This is a genomic window from Erythrobacter longus (genome assembly GCF_000715015.1).
Classification (GTDB): Bacteria; Pseudomonadota; Alphaproteobacteria; order Sphingomonadales; family Sphingomonadaceae; genus Erythrobacter; species Erythrobacter longus.
Map to the genome: position 1 here is coordinate 151,554 of NZ_JMIW01000007.1, position 25,458 is coordinate 177,011.

Genomic DNA, 25,458 nt, shown 5'->3' on the forward strand with positions numbered 1-25,458 from the left:
AACGTACTGCCTTGATTTTCACTTACTTTATCGGCCATCTGTATTGCCGATAAGGAAGGCACAGTGCAGGGTGCCTCTGAGAGAGGATCAAAGAGGCAATGATTATCTGCAAGGGCAGCGCAATGCGCGCGTGCCAGGTGTTTTTGAGCTTGATTGCACTGGCGGCCGCAGCCCCTGCTTTGGCGCAAACGGCGCCTGAAGGCGCAGAGCCTTTGCCCGAGGCAGAAGTCACCACGCCGCTGTCTTCTCCAAAAGCCGATCCCGTCAACGTCAAATTCGTTGCCTCACACATCTCCGATCTACCCATTTCGGGGGATGCGCCCTCAACCCTGCGGTATGGCGGGCGAATTGATGGTTTCATCAGAGCCAATGCGAGCGCTATTGGCGGTTCGTCCAACCTCACCCTCAATTTGCGCCCAGAGTTTCGTTGGGGCGAGGATTCCAACGGCGAAATCGGCCTTGTCCCGGGCAATACGGCATTGTTCAGGGGTGAGGGCAGAGGCAAAGTCGATCTGTCCGCCAGCCTTCAATACAAATGGAAGAACGGCACCACTTTGGAAGTGGGAAAGATGAACCTTCTGGATGTCTCTGCCGCTATCCCGCTGATAGAAAGCAACGGGCACTTCGGCTTTCAAAACCTTGGCATCGCATTACCGCCCTCTGGCGTCGCTCCGAACACAGTAACAGGCGCGATGCTGACCCTACCTAAAGGCAAAACCTTGTACCGGCTTTGGGTGTTTGATGTGGACAGCCAATATCAACGCAGCGGATTGGAAGACCCGTTCAGGAACGGCGTCGCATTTCTGGCATCCGCCACGAAAATCACCAGTATCAAGGGCAATCCGGGCTACTACACCTTCGCTCTTGTCGGTTCGTCTCGTGACGATTTTGCCCGCGATATCCTGCCAAGCGCGCTCACCCCGCCCGCGCAGCCAATCGGCACATTCGGCAATGAAAGCGGCGAGCTCGCGGTACAGCTTTCCGCCTATCAATATGTCGCCCGCTATGCCGAGGCTCCGGGCAAAGGTTGGGGCATCATCGCCCGCTTTCAGGCGTCGATGGGAGACCCGACTTTCCTCGATTATTCGGGCTATTTCGGTGTTTCGGGCAATCCGCGGTTTCGCCCACAAGACCGGTTTGGCGCTGCATACTTCCAATATTCGCTCACCGATGAGCTGGTTGAGGATGTGGCCTTTCGGTTGGGGCTTGAAGATGAGCAGGGTGTTGAGCTGTTCTACACCTACCAATTTGCCGACAATCACGGCCTCACCTTTGACCTGCAAATCGATGACAGCGCTATTGCTTCGCGCAAGACCGGCGTCACGGTTGGATTGAGGCTTACCAGCGTATTTTGATCCGCCCTTCGCTTTTGCGGATCAGGCCTGTTATTGCCTGATGATGGATTTGAAACCTCTTTTGCTCGCTTTGGTGGCAGGCTTTCCCTCGGCGGCCCTTGCCCAAGAGACGCCTTCACCCGATCAAAATGAAACCGAAGAGGCGTCGCAACCCCAGGAACAATCGAAGTTTGTAGGCCGCTATGACGGAAACAGCTTCGAGACGGCCATGGGCATGATCGTGCGCGAAGATGGAACGTTCCAATGGGGCCTTTCGGTGGGTGGGCTCGATTTGAGAGCGAAGGGCACCTGGCAAGAGATCAACGAGGCTATCGTCCTTAAAAGTGAGCCCAAGCCGGTCCCGCCTGAATTCACATGGAGCGCGGTTGAGGATGCCCAAGACGGCCCCTTCCTGCGCATTCAATGGGCCGACAGTGGCGAGCCCTTTTCCTTTGCCGATGTACGCGGGCTGTGTGCCAATGGCGAACTCATCCTGACACCTGTGATGGATGGTAAATGGTCACCGGGTGACACTTGCGACAAGCCAGAGACAATCGAGCTTTATCTCAGAAGCTATCAGGTGCTTTCCGGGCCATTCAAGCTTTCAGGGAACCGCAAAGTGCGCGAGGGCCAGACCATCGTCTTTGATTTTCACCGCAATGATCTGGGCGTTGCTGATTTCGACGGCGTGATGGGGCAATTGGTGGACGGCGAGCTGCGCCTTGAAAGCAGCCTTGGCAATATGACCTTGCGCAAGCTTACGCCGCCAACTGCTGAGTAACCCGCTTTATTGCGAGCGCCCGCGCGCCTGCACCTTGGACCGTCGCGCTTCGACCTCGCCGGGGGCAACCTGCGAATTGGCCAAGGATGATCGCTCGGCCTCAATCGCCATGCCTTCACCAAAGCTCACGGCATAACCATCATCGATAAGCTGCTTATAGCTGCGCAAGAATTCGGGATCGATGCTCGCTGCGTCTGCGGCCAGTTTCATAGCCGTTGCAAGAAGGTCTTCTGGCTCCACCACATGATTGACAAGGCCCCATTTGAAAGCCGTTTCAGCGTCAAGGAAATTGCCGGTGAAGGCGAGCTCTTTCGCCCGCCCGATCCCGATCATGCGTGAGAGTTTTTGTGAAAGCCCCCAGCCCGGCACAATCCCGACCCGCGCATGGGTGTCAGCAAAGCGCGCATTGGTCGCCGCAACCAGAAAATCGCAGGCAAGCGCCACTTCGAAACCGCCCGTGATCGCAACTCCGTTCACCGCGCCGATCACAGGCTTGCGGCACACTTCGATGGCTTTGACAGGATTGTTGGCAGGGTCTGTGTCATTGGCCGCCCCCAATGCGCCCTCTTCGCTGCCAAGCTCTTTTAGGTCGAGGCCAGCGGTAAAGGCGCGCGTACCAGCGCCCGTCAGCAGCACCACTTTGACCGCTCCATCGGCGTCGGCCATGCGCATCACATCATACAAACGACGCCTTAGCTGCCGGTTGATTGCATTCATCGCATGGGGGCGGTTCAACGTGACCAGCGCGACGCCATTGTTGACCTCATAAAGGACGATATCTTCGGGGTTCTCGCTCATCGTCTCGGTGCTCCTTTCGCGCCTATGCAGCGCATTTGATGCAAGTGGGAATGCTGGGATCATAGTGCCCAATCAATACTTCCGCGCCCTTGGGCGTCCAAAAACGCATTCGCCTGACTAAACGGCTTGGAACCGAAGAAGCCGCGATGGGCGGACAAGGGTGAGGGGTGCGGGGATTGAAGGACCAGGTGGTGCGCAGCAGTGCCAAGCCCCTTTACCCGTCCCGCCTTTTTCGCGGCATGACTGCCCCAAAGGATAAAAACGCAAACCGCGCCGGCGTCTACAACGGCCTGCACACAGGCATCCGTGATCGCGTCCCAGCCGCGCCCTGCATGGCTGCCCGCTTGTCCATCTTGCACGGTTAGTGTGTTGTTCAAAAGCAGCACGCCTTGCCTTGCCCACGGCGTCAAATTGCCGGTTTGCGGGCGGGGGATACCAAGGTCACTTTCAAGCTCTTTGAAGATATTGACGAGGCTCGGCGGCTGTTTGACCCCGTCCTGCACCGAGAAACTGAGCCCGTGCGCCTGTCCCGGCCCATGATAGGGATCTTGGCCAAGGATCACCACGCGCACTTCTGGTAAAGGCGTTGCCTCTAATGCCGCAAGCCGGGCCCCGCGCGGGGGATAGATGATCTTGCCCGCCTTCTCCTCAGCGCTCAGCCACCCGCCAAGCTTTCTGGCCTCAGGGGTTGCCAGTACCGGTTCTAGCGCTGCTCGCCAGCTTTCAGGGATTTGGTCGCTCGCCATGGGTTTGTGGGTACACTTAGCAGCAAGGCAGAGGCGAGACATCGCCTACCCAATATCCCCCCCTTTCCCTCTATTGCAATGTGGCGTAGGGGCAGGCGCAATATGACAGTACATTTTCACGAAGAAGACCTGCCAGACGGCGTCCTTGAAGGCACGAGCGATCTTGCGGTCGATACAGAGACGATGGGTCTTATCACTCACCGGGACCGCCTTTGCGTGGTGCAAATCTCCGATGGTTCGGGTGATGAGCACCTTGTGCGCTTTTCCCCGAGCAGCGATTATGACGCGCCCAATCTCTCGCGCATTCTGGCCGACCCGAACCGGGTAAAGCTTTATCACTTCGGCCGCTTTGATCTTGCCGCCATCCAGTTTTATCTGGGCGTCGTCGCAGCGCCGGTCTTCTGCACCAAGATCGCCAGCAAGCTGGTGCGGACCTATACCGACCGGCATGGACTTAAGAACCTGACCGATGAACTGCTCGGCGAAAATATCTCCAAGCAGCAACAATCGTCTGACTGGGGCGGACCTGTCCTGAACGAGGCGCAGCGTGACTACGCAGCATCCGATGTGCGCTTCCTCCACCGCCTGCGCGATGAGTTGATCGTGCGGTTGGAACGTGAGGGCCGGATGGAAATCGCACAGGCTTGTTTCGATTTTCTGCCAACCCGCGCCGCGCTCGACATCGCTGGTTGGGATGGCCGCGACATATTCAGCCACAATGAAGGTTACTATAGCTAAGCTGGCGTCCCATGGTCATCAAACGCCGCATCGAAACCCAGCGCGCACAGGCGCTTCGCAGCAAAAGACAGGATTTTGCGACGCCTGGCGGTGCCCATGACAAACTTGTCGGGTTTCTTGCACGCGCTTTGCCCATGGGTGTGGGCGTGCTTGCAGCATTGATGATTATCACGCCATTGTCGCCGCGCGGCGAAGTCAGCTTTCTGCTTGATCGCACGCAGGTGTCTGTAATCGAAGAACGCCTGAGCGTTGACAATGCCATGTACCGGGGCCGCGATAATGAAGGCCGCCCGTTTTCCATCACCGCAGGCGAAGCGGTTCAGCGCTCCAGCGCCGAAGGTAAAGTGCGCATGAACGACCTTCTCGCTCAACTCCTGCTCGAAGATGGCCCCGCGCGGCTTTCGGCTGAAGGCGGGGTTTATGACATCAACAGCGAGGTGGTCGATGTCGATGGCACCATGCGCGTGCGCACCGCAGACGGCTATGCGATTCAAGCAAGCGGCGTTTCATTCAATCTTGAAAGCCGCACGATGACCGGGTCTGACGGAGTCGAAGGCGTGGTTCCTGCTGGTAGTTTTAGCGCCAATACCATGCGTGCAGACCTTGATGCGCGCACGATCTCGCTTGATGGGAATGCACGGTTCACTATGGTGCCGGGCAAATTGAGGGTCCCATGATGGAACGCACTATGACTGCAAAACTGGGAAAGATTGCGCTCGCAAAAGTTGCTTTAGGCTGGGCCGCTGGAGGGCTGGTATTGGGCGGTGTTCTGGCAGGCGGCATGACGCTGCAGGCGCAGAGCATTTCCTCACACAACACCCGTGCGCCTGTCTCCTTTGATGCAGGCAGTATCGACTTTGACGACCGCGCTAACCGCGTGGTTCTAGGCGGCGGCGTCACCGTCAATCAGGCAGGGCTGATAGTGCGCTCCAATCGGATGCTTGCCAATTACACCGATGATGGCTCGCTGGATGTGCAGCGTATTACCGCTAATGGCAGTGTCGTTGTGACGCGCGGAAATGAACGAGCGTCGGGTGATGTGGCAGTTTATGACTTTAACAGGCGGATCATCACCATGGCGGGCAATGTTTCGTTGCGCCGGGGCGGTGACACGCTAAACGGCGGACGCCTCGTAATTGACCTGGCGAGCGGCCTTTCGACGATCGACGGGCGTGCAGCGGGCGGCAGTTCAAGTGAAACAGGCTCCGACGGCCGGGTCACCGGCACCTTTAGCGTACCTCAGGACTAGGTCGGGACGTGTTGGCGGCCGCAAGGCCCAGACGTGACCGCTCAATCATCAATAGGCATTGTCGTGACTGAGCACGAGAGCAGTCCTGAATACGATCTCGATATCACGCCGCAGTGACCAGCCCGAGATATACTCAAGGTCTGATTGTAGGCGGTCGGTGAGGTCAGATTCCTTCTCAGTCGCACCTCTGTGACCGCGAACCTGCGCCAAGCCCGTGAGACCCGGCTTTAGGCAATGACGGCGCCAATATTGCGCATCGACTTCCCAGAAATATTTGTTGTTCGCCTGGCTGCCAAGCGCGTGTGGGCGCGGGCCCACAATCGACATATCGCCTTTAAGCACGTTGATCAGCTGGGGCAGCTCATCAATGCTCGTTTTGCGGATAAAGGCCCCTATGCGGGTTACCCGGTCATCCTCGCGGCCCGTCGAACGCGCACCCTCGGCATCGTTCTTTTCCACCTTCATCGAGCGGAACTTGAACATATTGAAGAAGGTGTTGCCCCGGCCCATGCGGCGCTGAACAAACAGGACAGGGCCGCCATCTGCTAGCTTGATAAGAATGGCAACCAACACCAGCAGCGGTGACAAAACCAGCAACGCCCCGCCTACGATCGCTGTGTCAAAAAGGCGCTTCGAGATGCGCGAACGCAGTTTCAAGGGACCGTTGGATACGATCAGCGTGGTTCGGTCTTGCGCTTCATAGTGATGCACGCCCAGCGCGCCCAGCTCGTGGGCAGGCTGGCTTACGATCTCACCGTGAACGCCCGCGGATTTGAGCAAGAACGCCCATTGTGCGCGCCGCTCACGAGGGCAGCTCACTACGACCTTATCCTGATTTTGCAGGAGCTTACCCAAGCGGTCGAACATGAAAGGGTCATGGCTTGTGGGGTCAAGCGCGTAATCAGACGCAAGAATGACCTCGCCTTTTTCCGCGACAAAGCTTGGACCATCATCGTCGATGACCAGCTCATTGGTGGTGCGCCCCTGCCAGAAGCGGTTGATAAATGTCAGCAACACCCGGCGGAAGGAAACCAGCGCCAAAGCAGACAAAATCAGGCCCAGAGTGACCGAAACACGTGAGAATTCAGCGTTAGACTTGGTATAAAACGCAAGGAAGTTGATCAGCGCGGTTGAAACCACCAGCGCCATAAGAGCGCGTTTGGATGCAAATATCCAATCGCCAAGTGACTTGCCGCCATAGGTCCCATTGTAAAGAGCAATGGTAAAGAAGACCGGCAACATAGTCTGCACCGCAACCATGTTCCGCGGACCCCACCACGTCCCTTGGTAGATCAAACTTGCCAGTGCAAAAGCCAGATGCAGCAAGACGGCATCCACAATCATCATTACCGCAAAAGCGCGCAAACGGCGCTTTTCCAGCGAAGGCGCGATTGGTCTCGCTAGTTTTTCGGACTGCGCTGCATCAAGCAGCACGCCGGTGTGGGAATTCATGTTTTTTGCCCGCTATCGCAGGCCCCCCTAACGCTGCACCGTTAAAGTATGCTTAGGGGTTCTTACACAGGTTTACATTTTGCGCCAGTGTGGGAATTTGCGCTTGTCCGAAAATGCTACCGTTTCGCAGCAAATCTGGCGATTTGAGTGAGGTCTTGCGCAAGCAAGAGCTCTGCGGCCTGACTGTTTGACAGCAGGCTTTGATGAAGGGCTGTGAGACGCGGGATCAAGCGATCAAGCTTCACGCCCGGCCAGCGGCCAAGCTGTTGACGGATTTCGCGTTCTTCTTTCCAGAAGATGCCGAGCTGGGCTTTCTCGCCCTTGCCTAAATTGTCAAAAGAGCCTCGGGGGCCGAGCCTGGCGGCAATAAGCGTAAGCTGCGTGGCGCGCCTTTCAAGAGCTAGCAAAAGGCCAACCGGATTAAGGCCAAGCTCCTTTATCCGTTTAAGTTCGTTTGGCAATTTCCCAAGCTCACCGCCAAAAACTGCGTTAACCACGGGGCCAAAGCCATCGTCATCGGTGGGGGCACCAATCTCTGCGAAGTCTTGCGGGCTCGCGGTCTTCGGATTTTGCGATGATGCGTCAAGATAAAGCGCCAGCTTGTCGACTTCGGACTGGGCGAGGCGCACATCGAGGCCGCTGGCTCGTGCGATTCGCTCGGCCATATCGCCTCCCAGACGCAAACCCGCCGCATCCGCCATGGCGCGCACCGCACCTGCAACGCTGGGTAGGTCAGGCTGGTAAAACATGGTGACAAGCGCGTCAGGCCGCTTTTCGAGCAGTTTTGCGGTACGCGATTTGTCCGTCGCAGAGGTTGCCACAATCAGTACTGGCGCTGCTTGCCCCGCGCCTGCGTCGCTCGTTTCAATCATCGCTTTTAACGCATCATGCGCTTCCTCGCCGGCCACACGCGCCAAAATGTGGCGTTTGTCGCCAAAGAGCGAACCTGACCGCGCTTCATCCCCAAGCAGAGCTGGATCGCGTTTGAGATCGCCGCCGGACAATTCGATCCGCTCGCCTGCCTCAGGCAGAGCCGCGATCACTTTGTTTGCAGCAGCAGAGGCACCCGCTTCATCTGGGCCGCAAAAGAAGAATATCGAGGCCTCAAACGCAGACCGGGGCAGCCCACGGGAAAATTCGGTGTGCTTGGCCTTCATTATGCCGGCCTCATTGAGACACAGCGCGCTCACGCTCCCGGAGCGTCAAGGCAACCCGAGTTACCATCCGGCTAGCCACTTCTTGAGCCAGGTTTTCGAGCGCGCGCTGTTCCGCGGCAATTGTGGCGTATTCGCTGGAAACCACATCGATCCCCGCGTCCGACCCGGCGGTCGCATCAAGCAGGATTTCGCCCGTGCTCAAATCCACCAATTGATAGCGCGAACGCAGGATACGAAGCTCACGACTGATCGTATCATCGTTGAGTACGCCCAAAGCCTCAAGCGCATCATCGAGCCGCACATCAAGGCGGTAACGATAACCACCCACATCGCCTGCCGCGCCCAGCCGATCCTGCAACGCATTGCGAACAAGCCAGCCGTCGCGCCCCGGAATGGCGGGGACGTCGATTGCGGCGAGGCCCTGCGCCACAGAGCTTGATGCGCCGCCCGAATAGAGCGGTTGGAGCCCGCATCCTGAAAGGGGCAGGCCAAGGGCAAAAGCCAGAAAGGCGGCCAAAAAGGGTGGGCTACACTTCATCAGGTGACGATATTAACGAGCCGGTCGGGCACGACAATGACTTTACGGATTTCTGCACCATCAAGTGAGCGCTGGACCTTCTCTGAGGCGAGCGCCATCGCTTCCAAATCTTCTTTGGACGCGCCTTTGGGGGCAGTCAGGGTGTCGCGCAATTTGCCCTTGTGCTGCACGGCGATCGTGACCTCATCCTCGACCAGCATGGCTTCGTCGTGTGTCGGCCATGGGGCGTCAGCGAGCAGATGGTCTGCGCCCATCTTGGCATACGCTTCTTCGGCGAGGTGCGGCATCATGGGGCTGACCATATGGAGCAGCGCGCGGATGGCGAAATTACGAGACTCGCTTGGCGCGGCTTTTTCAGCCGCACCGGTGAGCTCATAAATGCGCGCCACCGCTTTGTTGAAGCTTAATGCCTCGATATCGTCGGCAACAGCCACGATTGTCTGGTGTGCGCGGCGGGCGAGCGGTTTGTCTTCGCCGGTTGCGCTTTCATCAAGCTGATCGAACAGGCGCCACAGGCGTTGGACGAAGCGATAGCAGCCCTCAATCCCGGCCTCGGACCATGGCAGATCACGCTCTGGCGGCGAATCTGAGAGCATGAACCAGCGCACCGCGTCAGCGCCGTAGTCATTGATGATATTGTCAGGGTCGACGACGTTCTTCTTAGACTTCGACATCTTGATGACGCGGCCGCGCTCGACTTGTTCGCCGCTATCAAGCGCGAAAGCCTTCTCGCCCTCGATGCGCACCTCATCGGGAGAGAGCCAACCCCTGTCACCCGAACGGTAAGTCTCGTGCGTGACCATGCCTTGCGTAAACAACGAGGCGAAGGGTTCTTTCACATCAAACTTGCCGATGTGCGCCAGCGCCCGCGTCCAGAACCGCGCGTAGAGCAGGTGCAAAATCGCATGCTCGATCCCGCCGATATAATGCTCGACCGGCATCCACTTGGCGATTTCTTCAGCGTCAAACGGCTTGTCCGCAGGCTGCGAGGCAAAGCGCAGGAAATACCACGAGCTGTTCGTGAATGTGTCGAGCGTATCGGTCTCGCGCCGCGCCTGCCCGCCGCATTTGGGACAAGACGTGTGCTTCCACGTGGCGTGGCGCTCCAGCGGATTGCCGGGCGTCTCGAAATCCACATCCTCGGGCAGCGTTACGGGAAGCTGGTCCTTGGGCACGGGGACAATCCCGCAGGTATCGCAATGGATGAAGGGGATGGGCGTGCCCCAATACCGCTGGCGCGAAATGCCCCAATCGCGCAGCCGCCAAACGGTGGTGCCCTTGCCCCAGCTGCCGTCCTCGGCGCGGGAAATCACATCGGCCTTGGCGTCCTCAACGCTCATCCCATTGAGGAAGTCGGAATTGACGATCACGCCGTCGCCACTTTCCGCTTCGCCGCCCATGGGGGCATCGGCCTCCGACACGTCCTTTGCCACCACGCGGGTGATGGGAAGCTCGTATTTCGTCGCAAATTCAAAGTCGCGCTGGTCGTGGCCCGGTACGCCCATGACCGCGCCTGTGCCGTAATCCATCAGCACAAAGTTCGCGATGAACACTGGAAGGTCCAGACCCGAAAATGGGTGCTTGGCAGTGATGCTGGTTTTGAAGCCCAGCTTCTCCGCCGTCTCGAGTGCCGCCGCCGTGGTGCCGCCCTTCTTGCATTCCTCGATGAATGCCGCGACTTGCGGGTCACCGCTGAGCGCCTGCGCCACAGGGTGGTCGGCTGCAACCGCGACAAAGCTCGCGCCGAAGATCGTATCGGGCCGCGTGGTGTAAACCGGCAGCTTCTCTCCGTTCGAGAGGTCAAAGCTGAACTCCAGACCCTGCGATTTCCCGATCCAGTTTTCCTGCATCAGCTTGACCTTGTCGGGCCAGTCTTTGAGATCGTCCAACCCGTCGAGCAGGTCTTCGGCAAAGTCGGTGATCTTCAAGAACCACTGGTCCAGCTTGCGCTTTTCGACCTCAGCGCCCGAACGCCAGCCCTTGCCGTCAATCACCTGCTCATTGGCGAGCACAGTCATATCCACCGGGTCCCAATTGACCTCTGACGAACGCCGATCAATCAGCCCTGCTTCATACATATCGAGGAACAGCGCTTGTTCATGCCCGTAATATTCAGGGTCGCAGGTCGCGAACTCGCGGGTCCAGTCGAGCGCAAAACCGATGCGCTTCAACTGCGCTTTCATCGCCTCAATGTTGGAACGGGTCCAGGCGCCAGGATGCACTTTCTTTTCCATCGCCGCGTTTTCGGCAGGCATCCCGAACGCGTCCCAGCCCATCGGGTGGAGCACTTCAAACCCGCGCATCTTCTTGTAGCGCGCCAGCACATCGCCCATCGTGTAATTGCGCACGTGCCCCATGTGGATGCGCCCCGATGGATAGGGAAACATCTCAAGCACGTAGGATTTTGGCTTATCGCTATTGGAATCGGCGTTGAATGTGCCAGCCTTGTCCCAAGCAGCTTGCCAGCGCCTGTCGGCTTTTGCCGGTTCGAATCGTGTATCGTTCATGATTTCTCGCTAACGCGCCCCACGACAAGCGCAAGAGGGCCGCGCATCGCAGCCCCCTGTTTCCGATCATCGTGATGCATTGGTCTTTCAAGACCAGGCAGGCTTAACTGCCCGACAAAGCCTTACGCCGAAGATCACGCGCTTTGGTAAGGATAATATCCTCAAGCTTTTGCACAGTCGCCGCCTGAACCGGGGCATCGACCCAATTTCCGCCTTGCGAAACCTGACGGTTGGCGGTCACCCGAAGTGCGTCTGCGCGAAGGTCCTGATCGAGGATCGCCACGAAAACCTTGACCCGTTCTTCCGGGTTTGAAGGGTTGGCGTACCAATCGGTTACGATCACGCCGCCATTGCTGTCCGCGGTTGCAAGCGGGGCAAAGCTCAACGTTTCAAGCGCACCGCGCCAAAGATAAGCGTTTACGCCAATCGTGTTGATTTGGGCTGCTGCAAGCTCAGTGCGAGGGCGCTCAGACCCTCCACACGCGGCAAGGCCTACGATAGCCAGAGCACCGATTGCGAGTTTCGCGGGCTTAGTAAATGCTAGTTTTGCGCGTGTCACAGCGAATGTATGTCCCTCTTAACGTCCTGCGTTATGCTCTATAACGGGCGCAGGCCTTCGGGCAAGCGCACTTTCACCGACAACTTTCAGCCATCGTGGAGTGACCGCCTAGGAATGGGGTCCTTTACCCCGCCTGAATTGATCGCCTGTGGCATTTCTGGGCGCTTATGGAGATGCGGCATAGGTCAGGTGGCCTGTGTGCTCTTCGCAACAGGTGCAAGGTTAACCGCGCGGGCACTTGCAGAATCGATTGCGGGGGCCGCTGTCATACTTCTAACACTGTCTGGTAATAAAAAGGTCGAGTCGCTATTTGTGACCGGAGAGCCAAGGCAGACGTAACGTCAGCGAAGGTTCAGACAGAATTTGGTCTAACGCTATAACGGTAGATTTTAGCAAAAGGCATTGGAAGAGCAGTGAAACAGGGATCAATCAAGACAGCGGGCACAGGAGGCGAGCACAAGCGCGCTTCTCGGTCGTTGCTTGGGTTTGCTGCGGCTGTTTCTCTTGTCCTGCCGTCCGCTGGTCTTGCGGTGGTTAGCCTCGGCGAGAGCGATCTTGCATCCAAATCTTCTGCCTTTGAACTTTTCACGCCTGCCTCTGTTGATCCAGCATTGGCTGCGCGGGTTGCGGAAAAAGCGCGTGAGCGCGGCATTCGGTTCACGCCATTGGGTGCAAACATCTCCAATAATGAGCGCACAGTGACTGTGGCCGTCCGGCTCGACAATGATGTGGCGCGCGCCATATCTGTCCGCTCAGCAATCGATAAAGCGCCCGGCACCGGATCGCAGCTTGCCGGTGTTCAGGCGAACCGCTTCAACCTCGGCACTGCGCGCGGCTACACAAGCTTTGCCCGTGCACAAGCTCCAGCAGCTACCGCGCCATCAGGGCGGAGTGTTATTGATAACAGCTTGCGGGACCTGGGCATGCCCGACCTTGCGCAGTTTGAACCGGCAAAGCCAACCCGCGTTGACAAACCCAGCCGCCTTCAACCGCGCATTGAGCTTGAAGATGAGCGCATCGCTGGCCGGTCGAGCAACACGCTCGACGCAGTCTCTGCACAAACGGTCGACCTTGGCGGTAGCTTCCGTCTCTCGCCCAATCTCGACGTGACCGCTGGCGTGCGCCTTAGTCAAGAGCGCGACCGTCTCGATCGCCTCGATCCGCTGACCAATTCTGTGAAAGACAGCCTATTAGACATTCGTATGCAACCCCGCCTTCCAGCGGGGTTTTTTGTTGCCTGACGCTACGGCACAGCTACTCTTAGCGCCATCATCGGATGGAAGGTATCAGTCATGAGTAAAGTCGCCATAGTCACCGGAGGAACGCGCGGAATTGGTGAGGCTATTTGCCAACGCCTCAAGCGCCAAGGCCACACGGTCATCGCCAATTATGGCGGCAATGATGAAGCAGCGGCCGCCTTTACCAAAGCAACCGGCATCCCCTCCTACAAATGGGACGTGGGCGATCACGAGGCGTGCCTTGAAGGATGCGCCAAGGTCGCGGAAGAATACGGGCCGGTCGATATCGTCGTTAACAATGCCGGGATCACCCGCGACGGCACTTTGCACAAGATGAGTTTTGAGGATTGGAATGACGTGATGCGCGTCAATCTTGGCGGGTGCTTCAACATGGCCAAAGCCACCTTCCCCGGTATGCGAGAGCGCAAATGGGGCCGGATCGTCAACATTGGCTCTATCAACGGTCAGGCTGGTCAATATGGCCAGGTCAACTACGCCGCGGCCAAGTCAGGCATTCACGGCTTTACCAAAGCGCTCGCACAAGAGGGGGCAAAGTTTGGCGTCACCGTCAATGCAATTGCGCCCGGCTATATCGACACCGATATGGTCGCAGCTGTTCCCGAACCAGTGCTGGAGAAAATCGTCGCCCAAATTCCGGTGGGCCGACTTGGGACGGCAGAAGAAATCGCGCGCGGTGTCGCGTTCCTCACATCCGACAACGGCGCTTTTATGACCGGCTCCACGATGAGCATCAATGGCGGCCAGCATATGTATTGATCGCAGGCGATATACAAAGATCACAGGGAGGGAATAATGCAAAAGACGACACACAATCCGAGCGCCTGGCTGCAAGGCTTTGGTCTTAACCACGGGGTCGAGGTAAACGGCGGGGAACGCACGCTTTATCTCTCCGGCCAGACCGCGAGCGATGCCGAAGGCGCGCCGCTGCACCCGGGCGATATGGTCGCGCAGTACAAGGCCGCGTGGCAATGCCTTCTCGACGCGCTGGCCTCGGCCGGGATGGATGCAAGCAATCTGGTGCGGCTCAATTTTTACGTGACCGATGTGACCGCCTTTATGGAAGCGGCCGAACAGATCATGCCGATCCATGGCGAAGCAGGGGCCGAAATCGTTTCAACATTGCTTGGCGTGAATGAACTCTATCACCCTGACATCATGATCGAGATCGAGGGAACGGCGGTCGCATGACAGGTCTGGCATAGGCGAGGCTCACAAGTACGTTGTGATGCCAGAAGAGCTTTGACAAGGCGCCGCCACGTGGTCGGGGACACTGCGCATTAGGACTTTCTTAACTCTCTTCGCCTAGCTTTCCTTAATACAGGTTACGAAGGTGTGAACCCTGTGAAAAAGCTCTCCGAAAAGAGGGAGCTACCGGGTGCGTTCGGTCCACATCTTCTCCAGCGCTTCAGGAGCAAGCAAGGTGGAACAGTCGAACCGAAACGAAACCCGTGCCGATAAGCACGAGGCACAAGACCAGTCGCAGGACCAATCGCAGCGCCAATCGCATAGGGCAAACCTTATGCTGCGCCGTGCAAAGCTTGTGTGTCAAAGCGGCGAATATTTGTGTCTCATTCGCGATGTGTCCGAAAAAGGGGTTGGCCTTGGCTTCTTGCACGATGTGCCGCCCGAATCGCGCACCCTCTTACAGCTCGCCAATGGCATGACTTACCCGGTCGAACGCGTCTGGGCACAGTCGCGCCAGGCGGGATACCGGTTTGGATGCACCATCACTCTGGATGAGTTTTTGCGCGAAGATACCCAACACACTTTGCGGCCAATGCGGCTCAGATTTGAGGCAATGGCGCGCGTTCAGGACAGACGTCATGCGATGGACGCGCTGCTGGTCGATCTTTCCTGCGAAGGTGCAAAAATCATTTGTGAAGACGATCTTCGATCTCAGGGGCTTATCAGCTTTGAGCTGCCCGGCCTTCCGCCGCAGCTGGCGACTGTGCGTTGGAATGAAGACGATTATTTCGGCCTTCAATTCCAACACCCGCTCTCGACCGAAGAGCTAGCCCAATGCGCCGCAACGCTTCAGCCGTTTGGCGATGCGAAGAAAAGCCGCTTTGCAAAGCTTCTGGCAAAGGCGCGGGCGGCCTAGATAAAGCTGCACCGTTTCATTCAATCAGATAGCCGACGACTTTGAGACCACCTGCCTCGCGTTCCAAGGTGACAGTCTCGATAGTGGTGGCACCGCTTTCAAAACTCGTCAGAAAACGTACGAGCATAAAGCCATTTGGCGGGGCATTCACAAATTCGGTTTTGATGGCCTCACGCTTCGTGACCGAGCCGAGCGGCGTTCGCGCTTGCTGTGACGCAGCCTGCCACCCCTCGACAGTGTTGGGTTCTCGGAAAGCCGCGCCTGCCGCCTCAAAGCTAGCCTGCCAATCGGAGGCATCGACCAGTGTGAGCCATGCGCGAGCAGCCTCTTCGGGCGCGGGATCTACTGGCGCCAACTCGGCGATCGCAATCTGCGTGTTGGGTTGGGCCGGGGTCAGCGTGCCGGACAGGGCAAAGATAAGAGCAGAAATGGTTATAGACATAATGGCGATTCCTCCAATCCAGAGGGCCATTGTGCGGCCCTGTTTGACGATGGGAAGAGGATCGGTGACCGCGAGGAGATCTGCATCCCTCAATTCCTTGTATGCTAAATCTTTGGGTCCTGTCTCGACAGCCTCTGCCTCCACTTCAAGAAGCCTTCGGGCCGCTTCGCGACTGCTTGTGACCTCCATCTTGCGCCGCGAATTTCGCAGGCGTTCATTGATCGTGTGCACCGAAAGATCGAGTTCGTTTGCTGCAGACTTCGCATCATGCCCTCGTGCAATCAGGCGCAAGGTTTCCTTCTCTTTGTCCGTGAGATTGTGGTGGGCAGAAGCCATGGCGCAAACCCTAGAAACAGTTTGGTGCCAGACGCTACCCCAAAATTCTTGTAAAGGCCATTGATGCTTAGGCGTCTGGCGGTTGACGCAATAGCAGAGTAGGGGGCTCGCAAAGGTAAGCCACCAATGTCCACAAACCTCTCACAATCTGAAATCAGCGCCGTCATCGAAATGGCATTGAGCGACCACATGCCCTTTGGCGTGATCGAGGCCGAGTTTGGCCTTAAAGAGCGCGAGGTCAAAGAGCTTATGCGCGATAATCTGAAGCCGGGAAGTTACCGCGCATGGCGCAAGCGTGTACGCACATTCTCTGATCGGCGTGAGCATTATAAGTGAGCCAAATGCCGACGCCGCCCTATCACCCGCCGGTCAAACGCTCGATTGCGATTGAAGGACACAGGACCAGCATCAGTCTTGAGCCGGTCTTCTGGGATATGCTCAAGGCAGCAGCGGATGAAGCAGATACGCCAGTGAGCGCGCTGGTCGCAAAAATCGATGCGGAGCGCATCCAATCCGATACCCCGCCGGGCCTCGCAAGCGCCATTCGGGTGTGGTTGGTGGCGCAGCGGAGCGTCCAAACCAACTAACACTCAGGCACAGACGCTTTGGCTTGGGTTTCGCCGAAAATTGTGCGGGGCTGACACCCGGCGCGCAGCGACCTTTGGGGTCGTGAGCACCGGAAGGGCAGTCTGAGGCGATTTGCAGGCCAACCCAAGGCGAAGCCCCGCCCTTTGGCGCAAACCTTAGTCGTCCACCCGCTCGATATCGGCACCGAGCAGTTGGAGCTTCTCCTCCAATCGCTCATAGCCCCGATCAAGGTGATAGATGCGGCGCACCGTCGTCTCCCCTTCTGCGGCAAGCGCTGCGATAATCAGGCTCATTGAGGCGCGCAGGTCCGTTGCCATCACCTCAGCGCCGGTGAGATGCACTGGGCCCTTCACGATAGCGGTGCGCCCCTCGGTCGAGATGTCTGCGCCCATACGCGCAAGCTCCGGCACGTGCATAAAGCGGTTTTCGAAGATGGTTTCCTTAAGGACGCTTGTCCCTTCAGCCTTGCACAAAAGGCTCATCAATTGCGCCTGCATATCGGTTGCAAGACCCGGAAAGGGCGCGGTCGTAAGGTCGGTGGGTTTAAGCACGCCATTCGATTTGACGGTGACGCCCTTCGCATCCTCTTCAATGTGGAGGCCAATGCTCTGGAGCGCGTGGAGGGTTGAGGCCATGTCGTGCGCGCTCGCTCCTTCTAATCGCACTTCGCCTCCGGTGATTGCCGCAGCGCAGGCATAGGAGCCTGCCTCGATCCGGTCGGGCATGACGCGGTAAGTCGCGCCGTGCAGACGCTTTACCCCATGGATGGTGAGGTCGCTTGTACCGATCCCTTCAATCTCTGCGCCCATCGCGACAAGCAAATTGCACAGGTCCACAATTTCAGGTTCGCGCGCGGCGTTGAACAGGCGGCTTGTCCCATTCGCAAGCACCGCTGCCATCAGCGCGTTCTCGGTCGCACCCACTGAGACGACGGGGAAGTCAAAATCGCCGCCGGGAAGCCCGCCCTTTGGCGCGGTAGCTTTGACATAGCCCGCAGCGAGCTCAATCTCTGCCCCAAACGCCTCAAGCGCTTTTAGGTGCAGGTCAATCGGCCGGTTCCCAATCGCGCAGCCGCCCGGCATCGAAACCGTCGCCTCACCCATTCGAGCGAGCATCGGCCCAAGCACAAGGATAGAGGCGCGCATTTTGCGGACCAGATCATAGGGCGCAACGGTCGAGGTAACACGCGCTGCCTGATAGGTGACGATACGGCCAAAATCTTCAGGGCGGTTGTTGCCCTGAATGCTTACGCTTACGCCAAACTGCCCCATCAAATGCTGGAAACCGTCAATATCGGCAAGCCGAGGCAGGTTGCGCAAGGTGAGCGGTTCTTCGGTCAGAAGCGCGCATGGGATAAGCGTCAGTGCCGCATTCTTCGCGCCTGAAACAGGAATAGTGCCGGAAAGGCGGTTGCCGCCCTTGATAATGAGTTTGTCCATGAAGAAACGCCTTATCAAAACCTCGCTGGCGCGCAACTCAGCGCGCGCACTCCATCCGCATCATTGACACGGGGGCAGCGCACAGGGCACGTGGCGTGCAAACAATAACAATGGATCCAGGGGCAAATCCAATGAGCCAGAAACCGATCAAGAAAGCCGTCTTTCCCGTGGCAGGGCTGGGCACTCGCTTCTTGCCAGCAACAAAGGCGATCCCCAAGGAATTGCTGCCAATCGTCGACCGTCCGCTTATCCAATATGCCGTTGACGAAGCACGCGAGGCAGGGATCGAGCAGATGATCTTTGTGACCGGCCGCGGCAAGACGGCCATCGTTGAGCATTTCGATATCGCCTACGAGCTTGAAGACACGATGAGCTCTCGCGGTAAAGACATGGGTGTGCTTGACCCCACCCGCGCAACACCGGGCGACATCATGACCGTGCGCCAGCAAGTACCCATGGGCTTGGGACACGCCATCTGGTGCGCGCGCGCGATTGTGGGGGATGAACCTTTTGCGATCTTCCTTCCCGATGAGCTGATGATCGGCAAGAAGGGCGGCACCGGCTGTATGAAACAGATGGTCGACGCGTACGAAAAAGTTGGTGGCAATCTCATCAGCGTGCTCGAAGTGCCGATGGAAGAGGTCTCCAGCTACGGTGTTATCGCGCCCGGCGCGCAGAACGGGGCACTCACCGAAGTCACCGGGCTGGTTGAAAAACCGCCGGTGTCAGAGGCCCCATCCAACAAGATCGTCTCAGGCCGCTACATCCTCCAACCCGAAGTTATGCGCACGCTTGAGACGCAGGAAAAGGGTGCAGGGGGCGAAATCCAGCTAACTGATGCCATGGCCAAGATGATCGGAACCCAACCGTTCCACGCGGTGACGTTCGACGGCAATCGCTATGACTGCGGGAGCAAGCTTGGCTTCGTCGAGGCGACCTTGGCACTGGCGCTGGAGCGAGAAGACATGGGCGCGGATGTACGCGCGATGGCGGAAAGGTTGTTGGGCTGATTCTAAAATTGAGAAGCGGCTAGTTCTTTAAGACCCTCTCTTGTGTGAATGCCCGTTTTCGACCCGAGTGTATGGAGAGTCTAGGTCTGAAAGATGGACATGATGTTTTCATTCGATAAATGGGCAGACTGGTTCGGCGATAGAGTCCGTGAACTGGATGCCGACCAGTTCATGTTAATCGAACCTTATGACAACAGAGACATTCCGGAGTGCAAATCAAATCCTAGCTTCGGGCTGCAACTCGATTCAGCTGATCGACTTGGATATATCGGGTTCTGGAAGAACGGGCTTTGTGACTATCAGTTAATTGATGCGGACAGCGCAGCTGACCTGGTCAATGAAGCAGGGCTCGAAGCGAATGATGAAACGGTAGAATCGCTTCTTGCGACCTTCCTCGCGTTTTACGAGGATTGAACGGTCATAGATAAATCTCCGGAGCCACCTGATTTCGGGTCGGCGCACTCCCACGATCGCGTGTTGTACACTCCAGAAAAATAGAAAACCCGCACAGCCTCGGAGCTCGACCCGGTGGCCGGGGTAACTTTCCCGAAGACATCGTCACCCCGGACTTGATCCGGGGTCCAGCTTCTTTTGCACAGTCGCTAAGTCAGCTGGACCCCGGCTCGTAGGCCAGGGTGACGGTAGTGGGTTATTCGGCCGCTTCGCCCTCTTGGCTGCCGTGGCGCTCTTCGGCTTCTTCGACTTGCTCGGCCACATCGCTCATGATTTCGGCGAGCGATTTGTCATTGGCCGGTGCCACTTCCGCTGCCGCACCTTGTGCAAGGCTGCCCAGCGATGAGCCATCAAGGCCGAGTTCCTTCATCAGCCCGTCAAGCACAGGGGCCTGCGCGCGGTAGGCGAGGGCTGCGGAGACAGCGTCGTTCGCAAGATTGCCTGAGCCTCCACCGGAGGCCCCCGGTGCACCCGACGAACCGCCGCCTTTTTGAGTAAGCCCATCGACTTGAACGATCTTGATCGAATCGATCGCTTCCATCGGCTTGGCGCTTTCACGGATGACCTCTGGCAGAACCTTGAGCAGAGCAAGCTTGGTCTGAAGGCTGATCTGATCCATCGAAAGGATGTTCGCAGCTTCATTGACGGCCCGTTGGCCTGCAGCCTCCACTTCAAAGCGCACACGGTCCGCTTCGGCGCGGAGGATTTCGGCATCCGCCTGACCCTTGGCTTCGAGACGTGAAGCCTCAGCACGGTTGGCCGCCGCGTCCTTTTCGGCTTCCGCTTCGACCTTGATCGAGATCGCGTCACGCTCAGCCACTTTCGCCGCTTCGATCAGCTCGATCTTCTTCTGACGCTCTGCAATTTCGCTTTCACGCGAGGTCACAACTTGCTCTTCGGCGGCAACCGCCAGAGCACGCGCAGCATCCGCTTCGGCTTTGGCCTGGCTTTCCTCACGCGACTTGTTCTGCACCGCGATCTGCTGCTCTTGACGAGCGATCTCAAGCGCGCGTTGCTGATCGATCCGGGCTTCTTCGACAAGGCGGTCCGCCTCAATCTGCTGCGCATCGACCTGCTTCTTCGCCTCAATCCGGGCAGCATCCGCTTCGCGCTGACGCTCTGCCTGTTCGCGCGCGATTTCAGACATTTGCGATGCGCGGCGCACTTCGACTTCGCGCTCTTGGCCAAGCCGAGCATACTCGGTGTCACGACTGATCTCGAAGCTTCTCTGATCCGCTTCGAGGTTTTTGCTTTCCATCTGAACGCGGGTGTCCTGCTCGATATCGTTACGCAGTTTCTTGCGCGCTTCGATCTGCTCGGTGAGCTTGGTCAGGCCTTCTGCGTCAAACGCATTGTTGGCGTTGAAGTGTTCGATGCTGGTCTGGTCGAGACCGGTGAGCGAGACCGATTCAAGCTCAAGCCCGTTCATGGCCAAGTCGTTGGACGACACTTGCTGCACTTTTTGCACAAAATCTGCGCGTTGTTCGTGCAGTTCGTTCATGCTCATGCCAGCGGCGACCGAACGCAGCGCGTCGACGAATTTACCTTCCACCAGGTCTTTGAGCATTTCCGGTTGCATCGTGCGCTGGCCCAGCGTCTGCGCGGCCATCGCAATCGCGCCTGCATCAGGGCGAACGCGGACGTAGAATTCCGCCTTCACGTCGATCCGCAGACGGTCGAGCGTAATGAGAGCCTCCGCATCGCGGCGAACAACCGCGAGAACAAGCGTGTTCATGTTGACCGGCATGGTCTCGTGGAAGACAGGCAGCACCAAAGCGCCGCCGTTCATCACGACCTTCTCACCGCCAACACCGGTCCGCACAAATGCGGTTTCCTTCGATGCGCGGCGGTAAAGCGTCGTCAGCATAATGAAGATGATCAGCAGCAGCGCAATGCCGCCACCAACAAACATAAGAAGTGTAATCAGGTCCATCTCTTCTCCAATCAAATAATTCGGTTCATGGCTGAAGCAGCGGGCTTTCGTAGCGCACGCCGAAAAAGATCTCTCCTTCGCGGCGCACGAGCATGACTGTTTCGCCTTCGGCCAGTTCCGCCTCGGGGTCTTGCGGTTCGACCATTACAAAATGGGGATGCCCAAAGGCATCTTTCACTTCAGCACGGGCCGGCGATTTGAGCCGCGCAATTCCCGTCTGAATGACAGCATCACGCCGAACCAAGCTGTTAAGACCTACCGCCGAACTTTCATCTTGCGGCAGGATGTTGGCCAATGGACGTACTAACATGCCATTGATGGGCAATGCCGCTGCGCCGGCCAGTAAAGCTGCCAGCCCCGCCCCTAACGGCTGACCGATGGCTGCGCCGATGATCCATTGGCCCACCACACCGGTGAGCGAGAATACAAAGAGCAGACAGGATAACCAGATAAGAAACGGCACCTTGCCAAGGCCAAGGACGGTAAACAATCCGTCCATAAAGCCACTAGCCTGGAGCCCATCTGCGATATCGGCGTCCACTTCGATCTCAATGTCGCTCGCGCTATCGAACAAATCACCTACGCCAAAAACCTGGAGCAAGGCGATTACAAAAAGCGCGCCCAACGCGATGGCGAAAGGCAGATTGTGGGCTTCTAGTAATGTCATAAACTCACCTCCTTTTCATAAAGGGAGGCGGTTTTCACGAGTTTGCTGCTCGTAAAAACGCCTCCGCCTTCACAAAAAGCGGCACGTTTCCAAATCCATCCCATGAATGTGTTATTAACAGATATTGTCTGAAAAAGACAGTAAAATCGGATCTGTTGTTTCAATAATACGTGTGCCGAACATATCTTTCACGCGAACTCTTGAATTATTGCGAATATATCAACATATAAAAAGCTTGATCACGCTCCGAGCGTTCAGAATTTCCTGCAGGTGCCCCGAAGTAAGGCCGGATTGTGGTTAGTCTGAGCTCCCGCTCCCCAGCGCGCGCGGGATGGGGGCTTGCATTACGAGGCGGGCGTAATCCGCAAAGGCAGCGTCTTTAGCCCACCCACAAATGTGCTGTTAGAGCGCTTGGCCTCGCCAGCAGGCGCAATGCTCTCAATCCGGTCAAGCAGCGCTTCGAACAGAATGCGCATCTCCAGCCGCGCCAGATGCAGCCCCAGACACTGGTGAGCCCCTGCTCCGAAAGCCAAGTGGCGATTGGGAGAGCGGGCCGCATCAAATTTGCGAGGGTTTTCGAACTGCGCCGGGTCATGATTGGCTGCGACATAGTTGATCATCATCCAATCGCCCGCCTTGATTTGCTGCCCGCCCACTTCGACATCCTCGGCCGCCGTGCGCATGAAATGCTGCACCGGCGACGTCCAACGGATCGCCTCTTCGACGATGCCGGGCAGGAGCGAGCGGTCCGCCTTCACTCGCGCGAATTGCTCCGGATCATTGGCAAGCGCCATCATCGCCCCTGCGGTCGACGCGCTGGTGGTGTCGTGGCCAGCGGTTGCAACAATGATGTAATAGCCAGCCAGATCGCGCGGCGGCAGCGGCTTTCCATCGACCAGTGCGTTGGCGATGACGCTGGCTACATCATCTGTCGGGTTCGCGCGGCGATCTTTTGCGAGCTGGGCGAAGTAGTCCTCAAAGCTCTTTACCGCGCCAGAGACAAGCTGGAGCACTTGCTCAGGCGTCATGTTGTCCATGCCGGTGCCCGAAAGGTCAGCGTCCTGCCCGCCGAACATCTGCTGGGTCAGCATCATCATGCGCGGCTCATCCTCTTCGGGAACGCCGAGAATCTGCATCACCACATGCAAAGGATAAGGGCCCGATACCTCTATGACGAAGTCGACTTCGGGCCCGGCTTCAATCATCCGGTCCACCGTGCGATGCGCCAGAGCACGGATCTCCGCTTCGATCTTGTCCAGATTGCGCGGCATGAACCAATCCATGGTGAGCTTGCGATATTTGGGGTGTATCGGCGCATCGAAGACCACAAGGCTATCGACCAGCATGTTGGAGCCGGTCGCTGCTTGAGAGAACGCCGTTGCCTCTCGGGTCGAAAAAACCACCGGTTTTGGATTGTTGAGGAAGGTCTTGTTGTCCTTCGAGATGCGCATCACATCTTCGTATCTTGTGATCAGCCAGAAGGGTTCGAACACGTCATCCTCGGCGATAACTTTTGCGACCGGCATCTCTTCACGAAGCCGGTCGAATGTATCGAGCACGCCGTTCCATTCAGCATAGCTTTCAGGCGCGATCACCTCGCGGGCGATGTCTTCTGGCAGAACAGCAGGTTTGCTCATGACTTACCCTGCCGCCTTTGCTGCATACTCGTCGCGAAGCTCGCGCTTATAGAGTTTGCCATTGGCCTCGCGCGGCAAGTCCGGGCGAAAGTCGAACTGTTTGGGCATTTTGATGCGGGCCAAATTGGGCGCAAGGAAATCGCGCAGCTCCGCCTCAAGCGCATCGCCTGCATCATCCATCGTCATGGGCTGAATGACCGCCACGACCTTCTCGCCAAGCTCAGGGCACGGGGCTCCGATGACGGCTGCGTCCATGATCTTGTCGTGAGTGACCAGCAAATTCTCGATCTCCTGCGGGTAGATATTGACCCCGCCCGAAATGATCATGTGGCTCTTGCGATCCGTGAGGAAGAGGTACCCCGCCTCATTGACATGGCCAATATCACCCAGCGTCATCCAGCCCTTGGGGTGCATCGCCTCTTTCGTCTTCTCAGGGTCCTTGTGATAGCTCGGCAGGAGATCATTTTCGAAATAAATCAGGCCATCGGTGCCCGCTGGCACTTCTTCACCATCGGGACCGCAAATGTGGAGCTTGCCGTAAATCGCCGTCCCCACGGTGCCGGGGTACTCCAACCATTGCTCGGATTTCACCAAGGTCATACCGATGCCTTCGGACCCGGCGTAATATTCGTTGATGATGGGCCCCCACCAGCTGATCATCTCGTGCTTTATCGGAACAGGGCACGGCGCGGCAGCATGAAGCGCGCGCTGGTGCGATGAAAGGTCGTAGCGATTGCGAGCCTCTTCATCGAGTTTGAGGAAGCGCACGAAGTGGGTGGGCACCCATTGGCTGTCGGTGATCTTGTATTTCTCGATCGCCGCAAGCGCGTCTTCAGGGTCGAATTTCTCCATAACCACGACTGTACCGCCCAAGCGCTGAGCGGTAGAGGCCCAGCCGATCGGGGCCGCATGATAGAGGGGCGCAGGACACAGATAGACCATTGAGCCATCCGCCGGCATCCCGGCACCCATGGTCGCCAAGCCCATCAGGGGGACGGGCGCTTGCACATCTGGATCAGGTGGGGGCGGTGGGCGCACGCCCTTGGGGCGGCCCGTGGTGCCCGAGGAATAGAGCATCACCTGGCCCGGCGTCGGGTCTGTGACTGTCTCCGCCGATTGCTCTGCCAAAGCTGCATCAAAGTCATCATCGCCGCCGCTATCCACGACGAGGATCTCAAGTTCGCGAAGCTCGGCGCGGATCCCTTCGACCACTTCTGCGTAAGCGGGTGAGGTGATGAGAATCTTCGCCTCAGAATCGCGCAAGATATAGGAGATTTCTGGAGCGGTTAGACGGGTCGAAATCGGAACCAACATCGCCCCGCACCGCTGCGAACCCCAGATAAGGGTGAAATACTCCATCCGGTTTTCCAGAAGCACCCCGAAGGCATCCGATGGGCCAAACCCACGGTCGCGCAGCAAATGGGCAAAGCGATTGGAGGCCTCGTCCAGTTGCTTGAAAGTCATCTGCGCCCCGCTTCCAGCCATAATGACAGCCGGGTGGTCGGGGCGCGACGCCGCATGGGCGATCGGGTGCAAACTCATGTCTCTCTCCATTCCAGTCGCTCAAAGCCTCACAACAAAGGCCTGGCAAACAGTCTCTAGGAGCAACCTAACGCAAGGCCAGCGCTGCTCAAGCCATTTCGTATGGGGGAGAATGAGACAGGCAAAAAAATAGGCGGCGGGATAACCCGCCGCCCAATATCGGACACCCTCTCCAATGTCCGACCCGCTCAT

The 25,458-nt window shown here is 57.7% G+C and carries 26 protein-coding genes; 13 read left to right on the top strand and 13 right to left on the bottom strand.

The features are described 5' to 3' along the window. Positions 1-98 precede the first annotated feature (98 nt). Positions 99-1,355 (top strand): carbohydrate porin, encoded by a 1,257-nt coding sequence (locus EH31_RS14580; protein WP_051699307.1) that lies wholly within the window; start codon positions 99-101, stop codon positions 1,353-1,355. Positions 1,356-1,404: 49 nt separating this feature from the next. Next, positions 1,405-2,115 (top strand): hypothetical protein, encoded by a 711-nt coding sequence (locus tag EH31_RS14585; RefSeq protein ID WP_206742043.1) that lies wholly within the window; start codon positions 1,405-1,407, stop codon positions 2,113-2,115. Positions 2,116-2,121: 6 nt separating this feature from the next. Here the strand turns inward: EH31_RS14585 and EH31_RS14590 are convergent, their stop codons facing one another. Together EH31_RS14590 and ung are read right to left on the bottom strand one after the other, a co-directional pair. After that, positions 2,122-2,913, bottom strand: a complete 792-nt coding sequence (locus EH31_RS14590) for an enoyl-CoA hydratase (RefSeq protein ID WP_051699330.1) — start codon at positions 2,911-2,913, stop codon at positions 2,122-2,124. Between the two features lie 59 nt (positions 2,914-2,972). Continuing rightward, a complete protein-coding gene (gene ung / locus EH31_RS14595) occupies positions 2,973-3,659 on the bottom strand; it encodes a uracil-DNA glycosylase (protein WP_034961644.1) in 687 nt (228 codons plus the stop codon). A 102-nt stretch (positions 3,660-3,761) separates the two neighbouring features. Between ung and EH31_RS14600 the strand changes: the two genes are divergently transcribed. The 3 genes from EH31_RS14600 to EH31_RS14610 are packed head-to-tail and all read left to right on the top strand — an operon-like array spanning position 3,762 to position 5,646. After that, positions 3,762-4,397, top strand: a complete 636-nt coding sequence (locus EH31_RS14600; RefSeq protein ID WP_034961646.1) for a ribonuclease D — start codon at positions 3,762-3,764, stop codon at positions 4,395-4,397. Positions 4,398-4,408: 11 nt separating this feature from the next. After that, entirely contained in the window at positions 4,409-5,074 is a 666-nt protein-coding gene (gene lptC / locus EH31_RS14605) for an LPS export ABC transporter periplasmic protein LptC (RefSeq protein ID WP_051699308.1), read from the top strand. 11 nt (positions 5,075-5,085) lie between these two features. Then, positions 5,086-5,646, top strand: coding sequence for an LptA/OstA family protein (locus EH31_RS14610; protein ID WP_051699331.1), 561 nt, complete (start codon positions 5,086-5,088; stop codon positions 5,644-5,646). A gap of 48 nt (positions 5,647-5,694) precedes the next feature. On the opposite strand, the gene EH31_RS14615 is transcribed toward EH31_RS14610, so the two are convergent. The 5 genes from EH31_RS14615 to EH31_RS14635 form a co-directional block, all read right to left on the bottom strand. Continuing rightward, complete coding sequence (locus EH31_RS14615; protein WP_034961651.1) at positions 5,695-7,098, bottom strand: sugar transferase; 1,404 nt, start codon at positions 7,096-7,098, stop codon at positions 5,695-5,697. Positions 7,099-7,214: 116 nt separating this feature from the next. After that, complete coding sequence (gene holA, locus EH31_RS14620; protein WP_034961653.1) at positions 7,215-8,255, bottom strand: DNA polymerase III subunit delta; 1,041 nt, start codon at positions 8,253-8,255, stop codon at positions 7,215-7,217. A 10-nt stretch (positions 8,256-8,265) separates the two neighbouring features. Next, complete coding sequence (gene lptE, locus EH31_RS14625) at positions 8,266-8,793, bottom strand: LPS assembly lipoprotein LptE (RefSeq protein ID WP_051699309.1); 528 nt, start codon at positions 8,791-8,793, stop codon at positions 8,266-8,268. Continuing rightward, a complete protein-coding gene (leuS, locus tag EH31_RS14630; RefSeq protein WP_034961656.1) occupies positions 8,793-11,300 on the bottom strand; it encodes a leucine--tRNA ligase in 2,508 nt (835 codons plus the stop codon). The genes lptE and leuS overlap by 1 nt, the downstream gene beginning before the upstream one ends. Before the next feature lie 103 nt (positions 11,301-11,403). Further along, a complete protein-coding gene (locus tag EH31_RS14635; RefSeq protein WP_034961658.1) occupies positions 11,404-11,859 on the bottom strand; it encodes a DUF3576 domain-containing protein in 456 nt (151 codons plus the stop codon). Between the two features lie 413 nt (positions 11,860-12,272). Here EH31_RS14635 and EH31_RS14640 point away from each other — a divergent pair, with 413 nt between their 5' ends. The 4 genes from EH31_RS14640 (at position 12,273) to EH31_RS14655 (ending at position 15,219) form a co-directional block, all read left to right on the top strand. Further along, positions 12,273-13,100, top strand: coding sequence for a hypothetical protein (locus EH31_RS14640; RefSeq protein ID WP_241765947.1), 828 nt, complete (start codon positions 12,273-12,275; stop codon positions 13,098-13,100). Positions 13,101-13,151: 51 nt separating this feature from the next. Continuing rightward, on the top strand, positions 13,152-13,874 hold the full coding sequence (gene phbB / locus EH31_RS14645; protein ID WP_034961659.1) for an acetoacetyl-CoA reductase: 723 nt from the start codon (positions 13,152-13,154) through the stop codon (positions 13,872-13,874). Between the two features lie 36 nt (positions 13,875-13,910). Further along, positions 13,911-14,306 (top strand): RidA family protein, encoded by a 396-nt coding sequence (locus EH31_RS14650; RefSeq protein ID WP_034961660.1) that lies wholly within the window; start codon positions 13,911-13,913, stop codon positions 14,304-14,306. A gap of 232 nt (positions 14,307-14,538) precedes the next feature. Next, a complete protein-coding gene (locus EH31_RS14655; protein ID WP_206742044.1) occupies positions 14,539-15,219 on the top strand; it encodes a PilZ domain-containing protein in 681 nt (226 codons plus the stop codon). A 16-nt stretch (positions 15,220-15,235) separates the two neighbouring features. Here the strand turns inward: EH31_RS14655 and EH31_RS14660 are convergent, their stop codons facing one another. Then, the gene (locus EH31_RS14660; RefSeq protein ID WP_034961664.1) at positions 15,236-15,997 is read right to left on the bottom strand and encodes a helix-turn-helix domain-containing protein; all 762 of its coding nucleotides are present in this window, start codon (positions 15,995-15,997) and stop codon (positions 15,236-15,238) included. Between the two features lie 126 nt (positions 15,998-16,123). On the opposite strand from EH31_RS14660, the gene EH31_RS14665 reads away from it, so the two are divergent. Next, on the top strand, positions 16,124-16,333 hold the full coding sequence (locus tag EH31_RS14665) for a TIGR03643 family protein (RefSeq protein WP_034961666.1): 210 nt from the start codon (positions 16,124-16,126) through the stop codon (positions 16,331-16,333). A gap of 5 nt (positions 16,334-16,338) precedes the next feature. Further along, positions 16,339-16,584 carry a ribbon-helix-helix domain-containing protein gene (locus EH31_RS14670; protein ID WP_034961668.1) on the top strand — a complete coding sequence of 82 codons (246 nt, stop codon included), beginning with the start codon at positions 16,339-16,341 and terminating at the stop codon, positions 16,582-16,584. A 156-nt stretch (positions 16,585-16,740) separates the two neighbouring features. Here EH31_RS14670 and murA read toward each other — a convergent pair whose 3' ends face one another. Then, positions 16,741-18,024, bottom strand: coding sequence for a UDP-N-acetylglucosamine 1-carboxyvinyltransferase (gene murA, locus EH31_RS14675; protein WP_034961670.1), 1,284 nt, complete (start codon positions 18,022-18,024; stop codon positions 16,741-16,743). 131 nt (positions 18,025-18,155) lie between these two features. Between murA and galU the strand changes: the two genes are divergently transcribed. Continuing rightward, positions 18,156-19,034 (top strand): UTP--glucose-1-phosphate uridylyltransferase GalU, encoded by an 879-nt coding sequence (gene galU / locus EH31_RS14680; protein ID WP_034961672.1) that lies wholly within the window; start codon positions 18,156-18,158, stop codon positions 19,032-19,034. 99 nt (positions 19,035-19,133) lie between these two features. Continuing rightward, on the top strand, positions 19,134-19,448 hold the full coding sequence (locus EH31_RS14685) for an immunity protein TriTu family protein (protein WP_152553589.1): 315 nt from the start codon (positions 19,134-19,136) through the stop codon (positions 19,446-19,448). A 235-nt stretch (positions 19,449-19,683) separates the two neighbouring features. Here the strand turns inward: EH31_RS14685 and EH31_RS14690 are convergent, their stop codons facing one another. From EH31_RS14690 to EH31_RS14705, 4 genes are all read right to left on the bottom strand, one after another. Beyond that, positions 19,684-21,420, bottom strand: coding sequence for a flotillin family protein (locus EH31_RS14690; RefSeq protein WP_034961677.1), 1,737 nt, complete (start codon positions 21,418-21,420; stop codon positions 19,684-19,686). Between the two features lie 25 nt (positions 21,421-21,445). Next, on the bottom strand, positions 21,446-22,087 hold the full coding sequence (locus tag EH31_RS14695; RefSeq protein WP_034961680.1) for an OB-fold-containig protein: 642 nt from the start codon (positions 22,085-22,087) through the stop codon (positions 21,446-21,448). A gap of 344 nt (positions 22,088-22,431) precedes the next feature. Continuing rightward, positions 22,432-23,724, bottom strand: coding sequence for a cytochrome P450 (locus EH31_RS14700; protein ID WP_034961682.1), 1,293 nt, complete (start codon positions 23,722-23,724; stop codon positions 22,432-22,434). A 3-nt stretch (positions 23,725-23,727) separates the two neighbouring features. Beyond that, positions 23,728-25,266 carry an acyl-CoA synthetase gene (locus EH31_RS14705; protein WP_034961684.1) on the bottom strand — a complete coding sequence of 513 codons (1,539 nt, stop codon included), beginning with the start codon at positions 25,264-25,266 and terminating at the stop codon, positions 23,728-23,730. Between the last annotated feature and the right edge of the window lie 192 nt (positions 25,267-25,458).

Excerpts from the sequence above, each read along its gene's own strand:
- EH31_RS14650 (WP_034961660.1), top strand. The coding sequence starts at position 13,911 with ATGCAAAAGACGACACACAATCCGAGCGCCTGGCTGCAAGGCTTTGGT.
- EH31_RS14610 (WP_051699331.1), top strand. The coding sequence starts at position 5,086 with ATGACTGCAAAACTGGGAAAGATTGCGCTCGCAAAAGTTGCTTTAGGC.
- murA (WP_034961670.1), bottom strand. The coding sequence starts at position 18,024 with ATGGACAAACTCATTATCAAGGGCGGCAACCGCCTTTCCGGCACTATT.
- EH31_RS14705 (WP_034961684.1), bottom strand. The coding sequence starts at position 25,266 with ATGAGTTTGCACCCGATCGCCCATGCGGCGTCGCGCCCCGACCACCCG.
- EH31_RS14580 (WP_051699307.1), top strand. The coding sequence starts at position 99 with ATGATTATCTGCAAGGGCAGCGCAATGCGCGCGTGCCAGGTGTTTTTG.
- EH31_RS14600 (WP_034961646.1), top strand. The coding sequence starts at position 3,762 with ATGACAGTACATTTTCACGAAGAAGACCTGCCAGACGGCGTCCTTGAA.
- ung (WP_034961644.1), bottom strand. The coding sequence starts at position 3,659 with ATGGCGAGCGACCAAATCCCTGAAAGCTGGCGAGCAGCGCTAGAACCG.
- galU (WP_034961672.1), top strand. The coding sequence starts at position 18,156 with ATGAGCCAGAAACCGATCAAGAAAGCCGTCTTTCCCGTGGCAGGGCTG.
- lptC (WP_051699308.1), top strand. The coding sequence starts at position 4,409 with ATGGTCATCAAACGCCGCATCGAAACCCAGCGCGCACAGGCGCTTCGC.
- EH31_RS14690 (WP_034961677.1), bottom strand. The coding sequence starts at position 21,420 with ATGGACCTGATTACACTTCTTATGTTTGTTGGTGGCGGCATTGCGCTG.
- EH31_RS14590 (WP_051699330.1), bottom strand. The coding sequence starts at position 2,913 with ATGAGCGAGAACCCCGAAGATATCGTCCTTTATGAGGTCAACAATGGC.
- holA (WP_034961653.1), bottom strand. The coding sequence starts at position 8,255 with ATGAAGGCCAAGCACACCGAATTTTCCCGTGGGCTGCCCCGGTCTGCG.
- EH31_RS14660 (WP_034961664.1), bottom strand. The coding sequence starts at position 15,997 with ATGGCTTCTGCCCACCACAATCTCACGGACAAAGAGAAGGAAACCTTG.
- EH31_RS14685 (WP_152553589.1), top strand. The coding sequence starts at position 19,134 with ATGATGTTTTCATTCGATAAATGGGCAGACTGGTTCGGCGATAGAGTC.
- EH31_RS14615 (WP_034961651.1), bottom strand. The coding sequence starts at position 7,098 with ATGAATTCCCACACCGGCGTGCTGCTTGATGCAGCGCAGTCCGAAAAA.
- EH31_RS14700 (WP_034961682.1), bottom strand. The coding sequence starts at position 23,724 with ATGAGCAAACCTGCTGTTCTGCCAGAAGACATCGCCCGCGAGGTGATC.
- EH31_RS14695 (WP_034961680.1), bottom strand. The coding sequence starts at position 22,087 with ATGACATTACTAGAAGCCCACAATCTGCCTTTCGCCATCGCGTTGGGC.
- lptE (WP_051699309.1), bottom strand. The coding sequence starts at position 8,793 with ATGAAGTGTAGCCCACCCTTTTTGGCCGCCTTTCTGGCTTTTGCCCTT.
- EH31_RS14665 (WP_034961666.1), top strand. The coding sequence starts at position 16,124 with ATGTCCACAAACCTCTCACAATCTGAAATCAGCGCCGTCATCGAAATG.
- leuS (WP_034961656.1), bottom strand. The coding sequence starts at position 11,300 with ATGAACGATACACGATTCGAACCGGCAAAAGCCGACAGGCGCTGGCAA.
- phbB (WP_034961659.1), top strand. The coding sequence starts at position 13,152 with ATGAGTAAAGTCGCCATAGTCACCGGAGGAACGCGCGGAATTGGTGAG.
- EH31_RS14670 (WP_034961668.1), top strand. The coding sequence starts at position 16,339 with ATGCCGACGCCGCCCTATCACCCGCCGGTCAAACGCTCGATTGCGATT.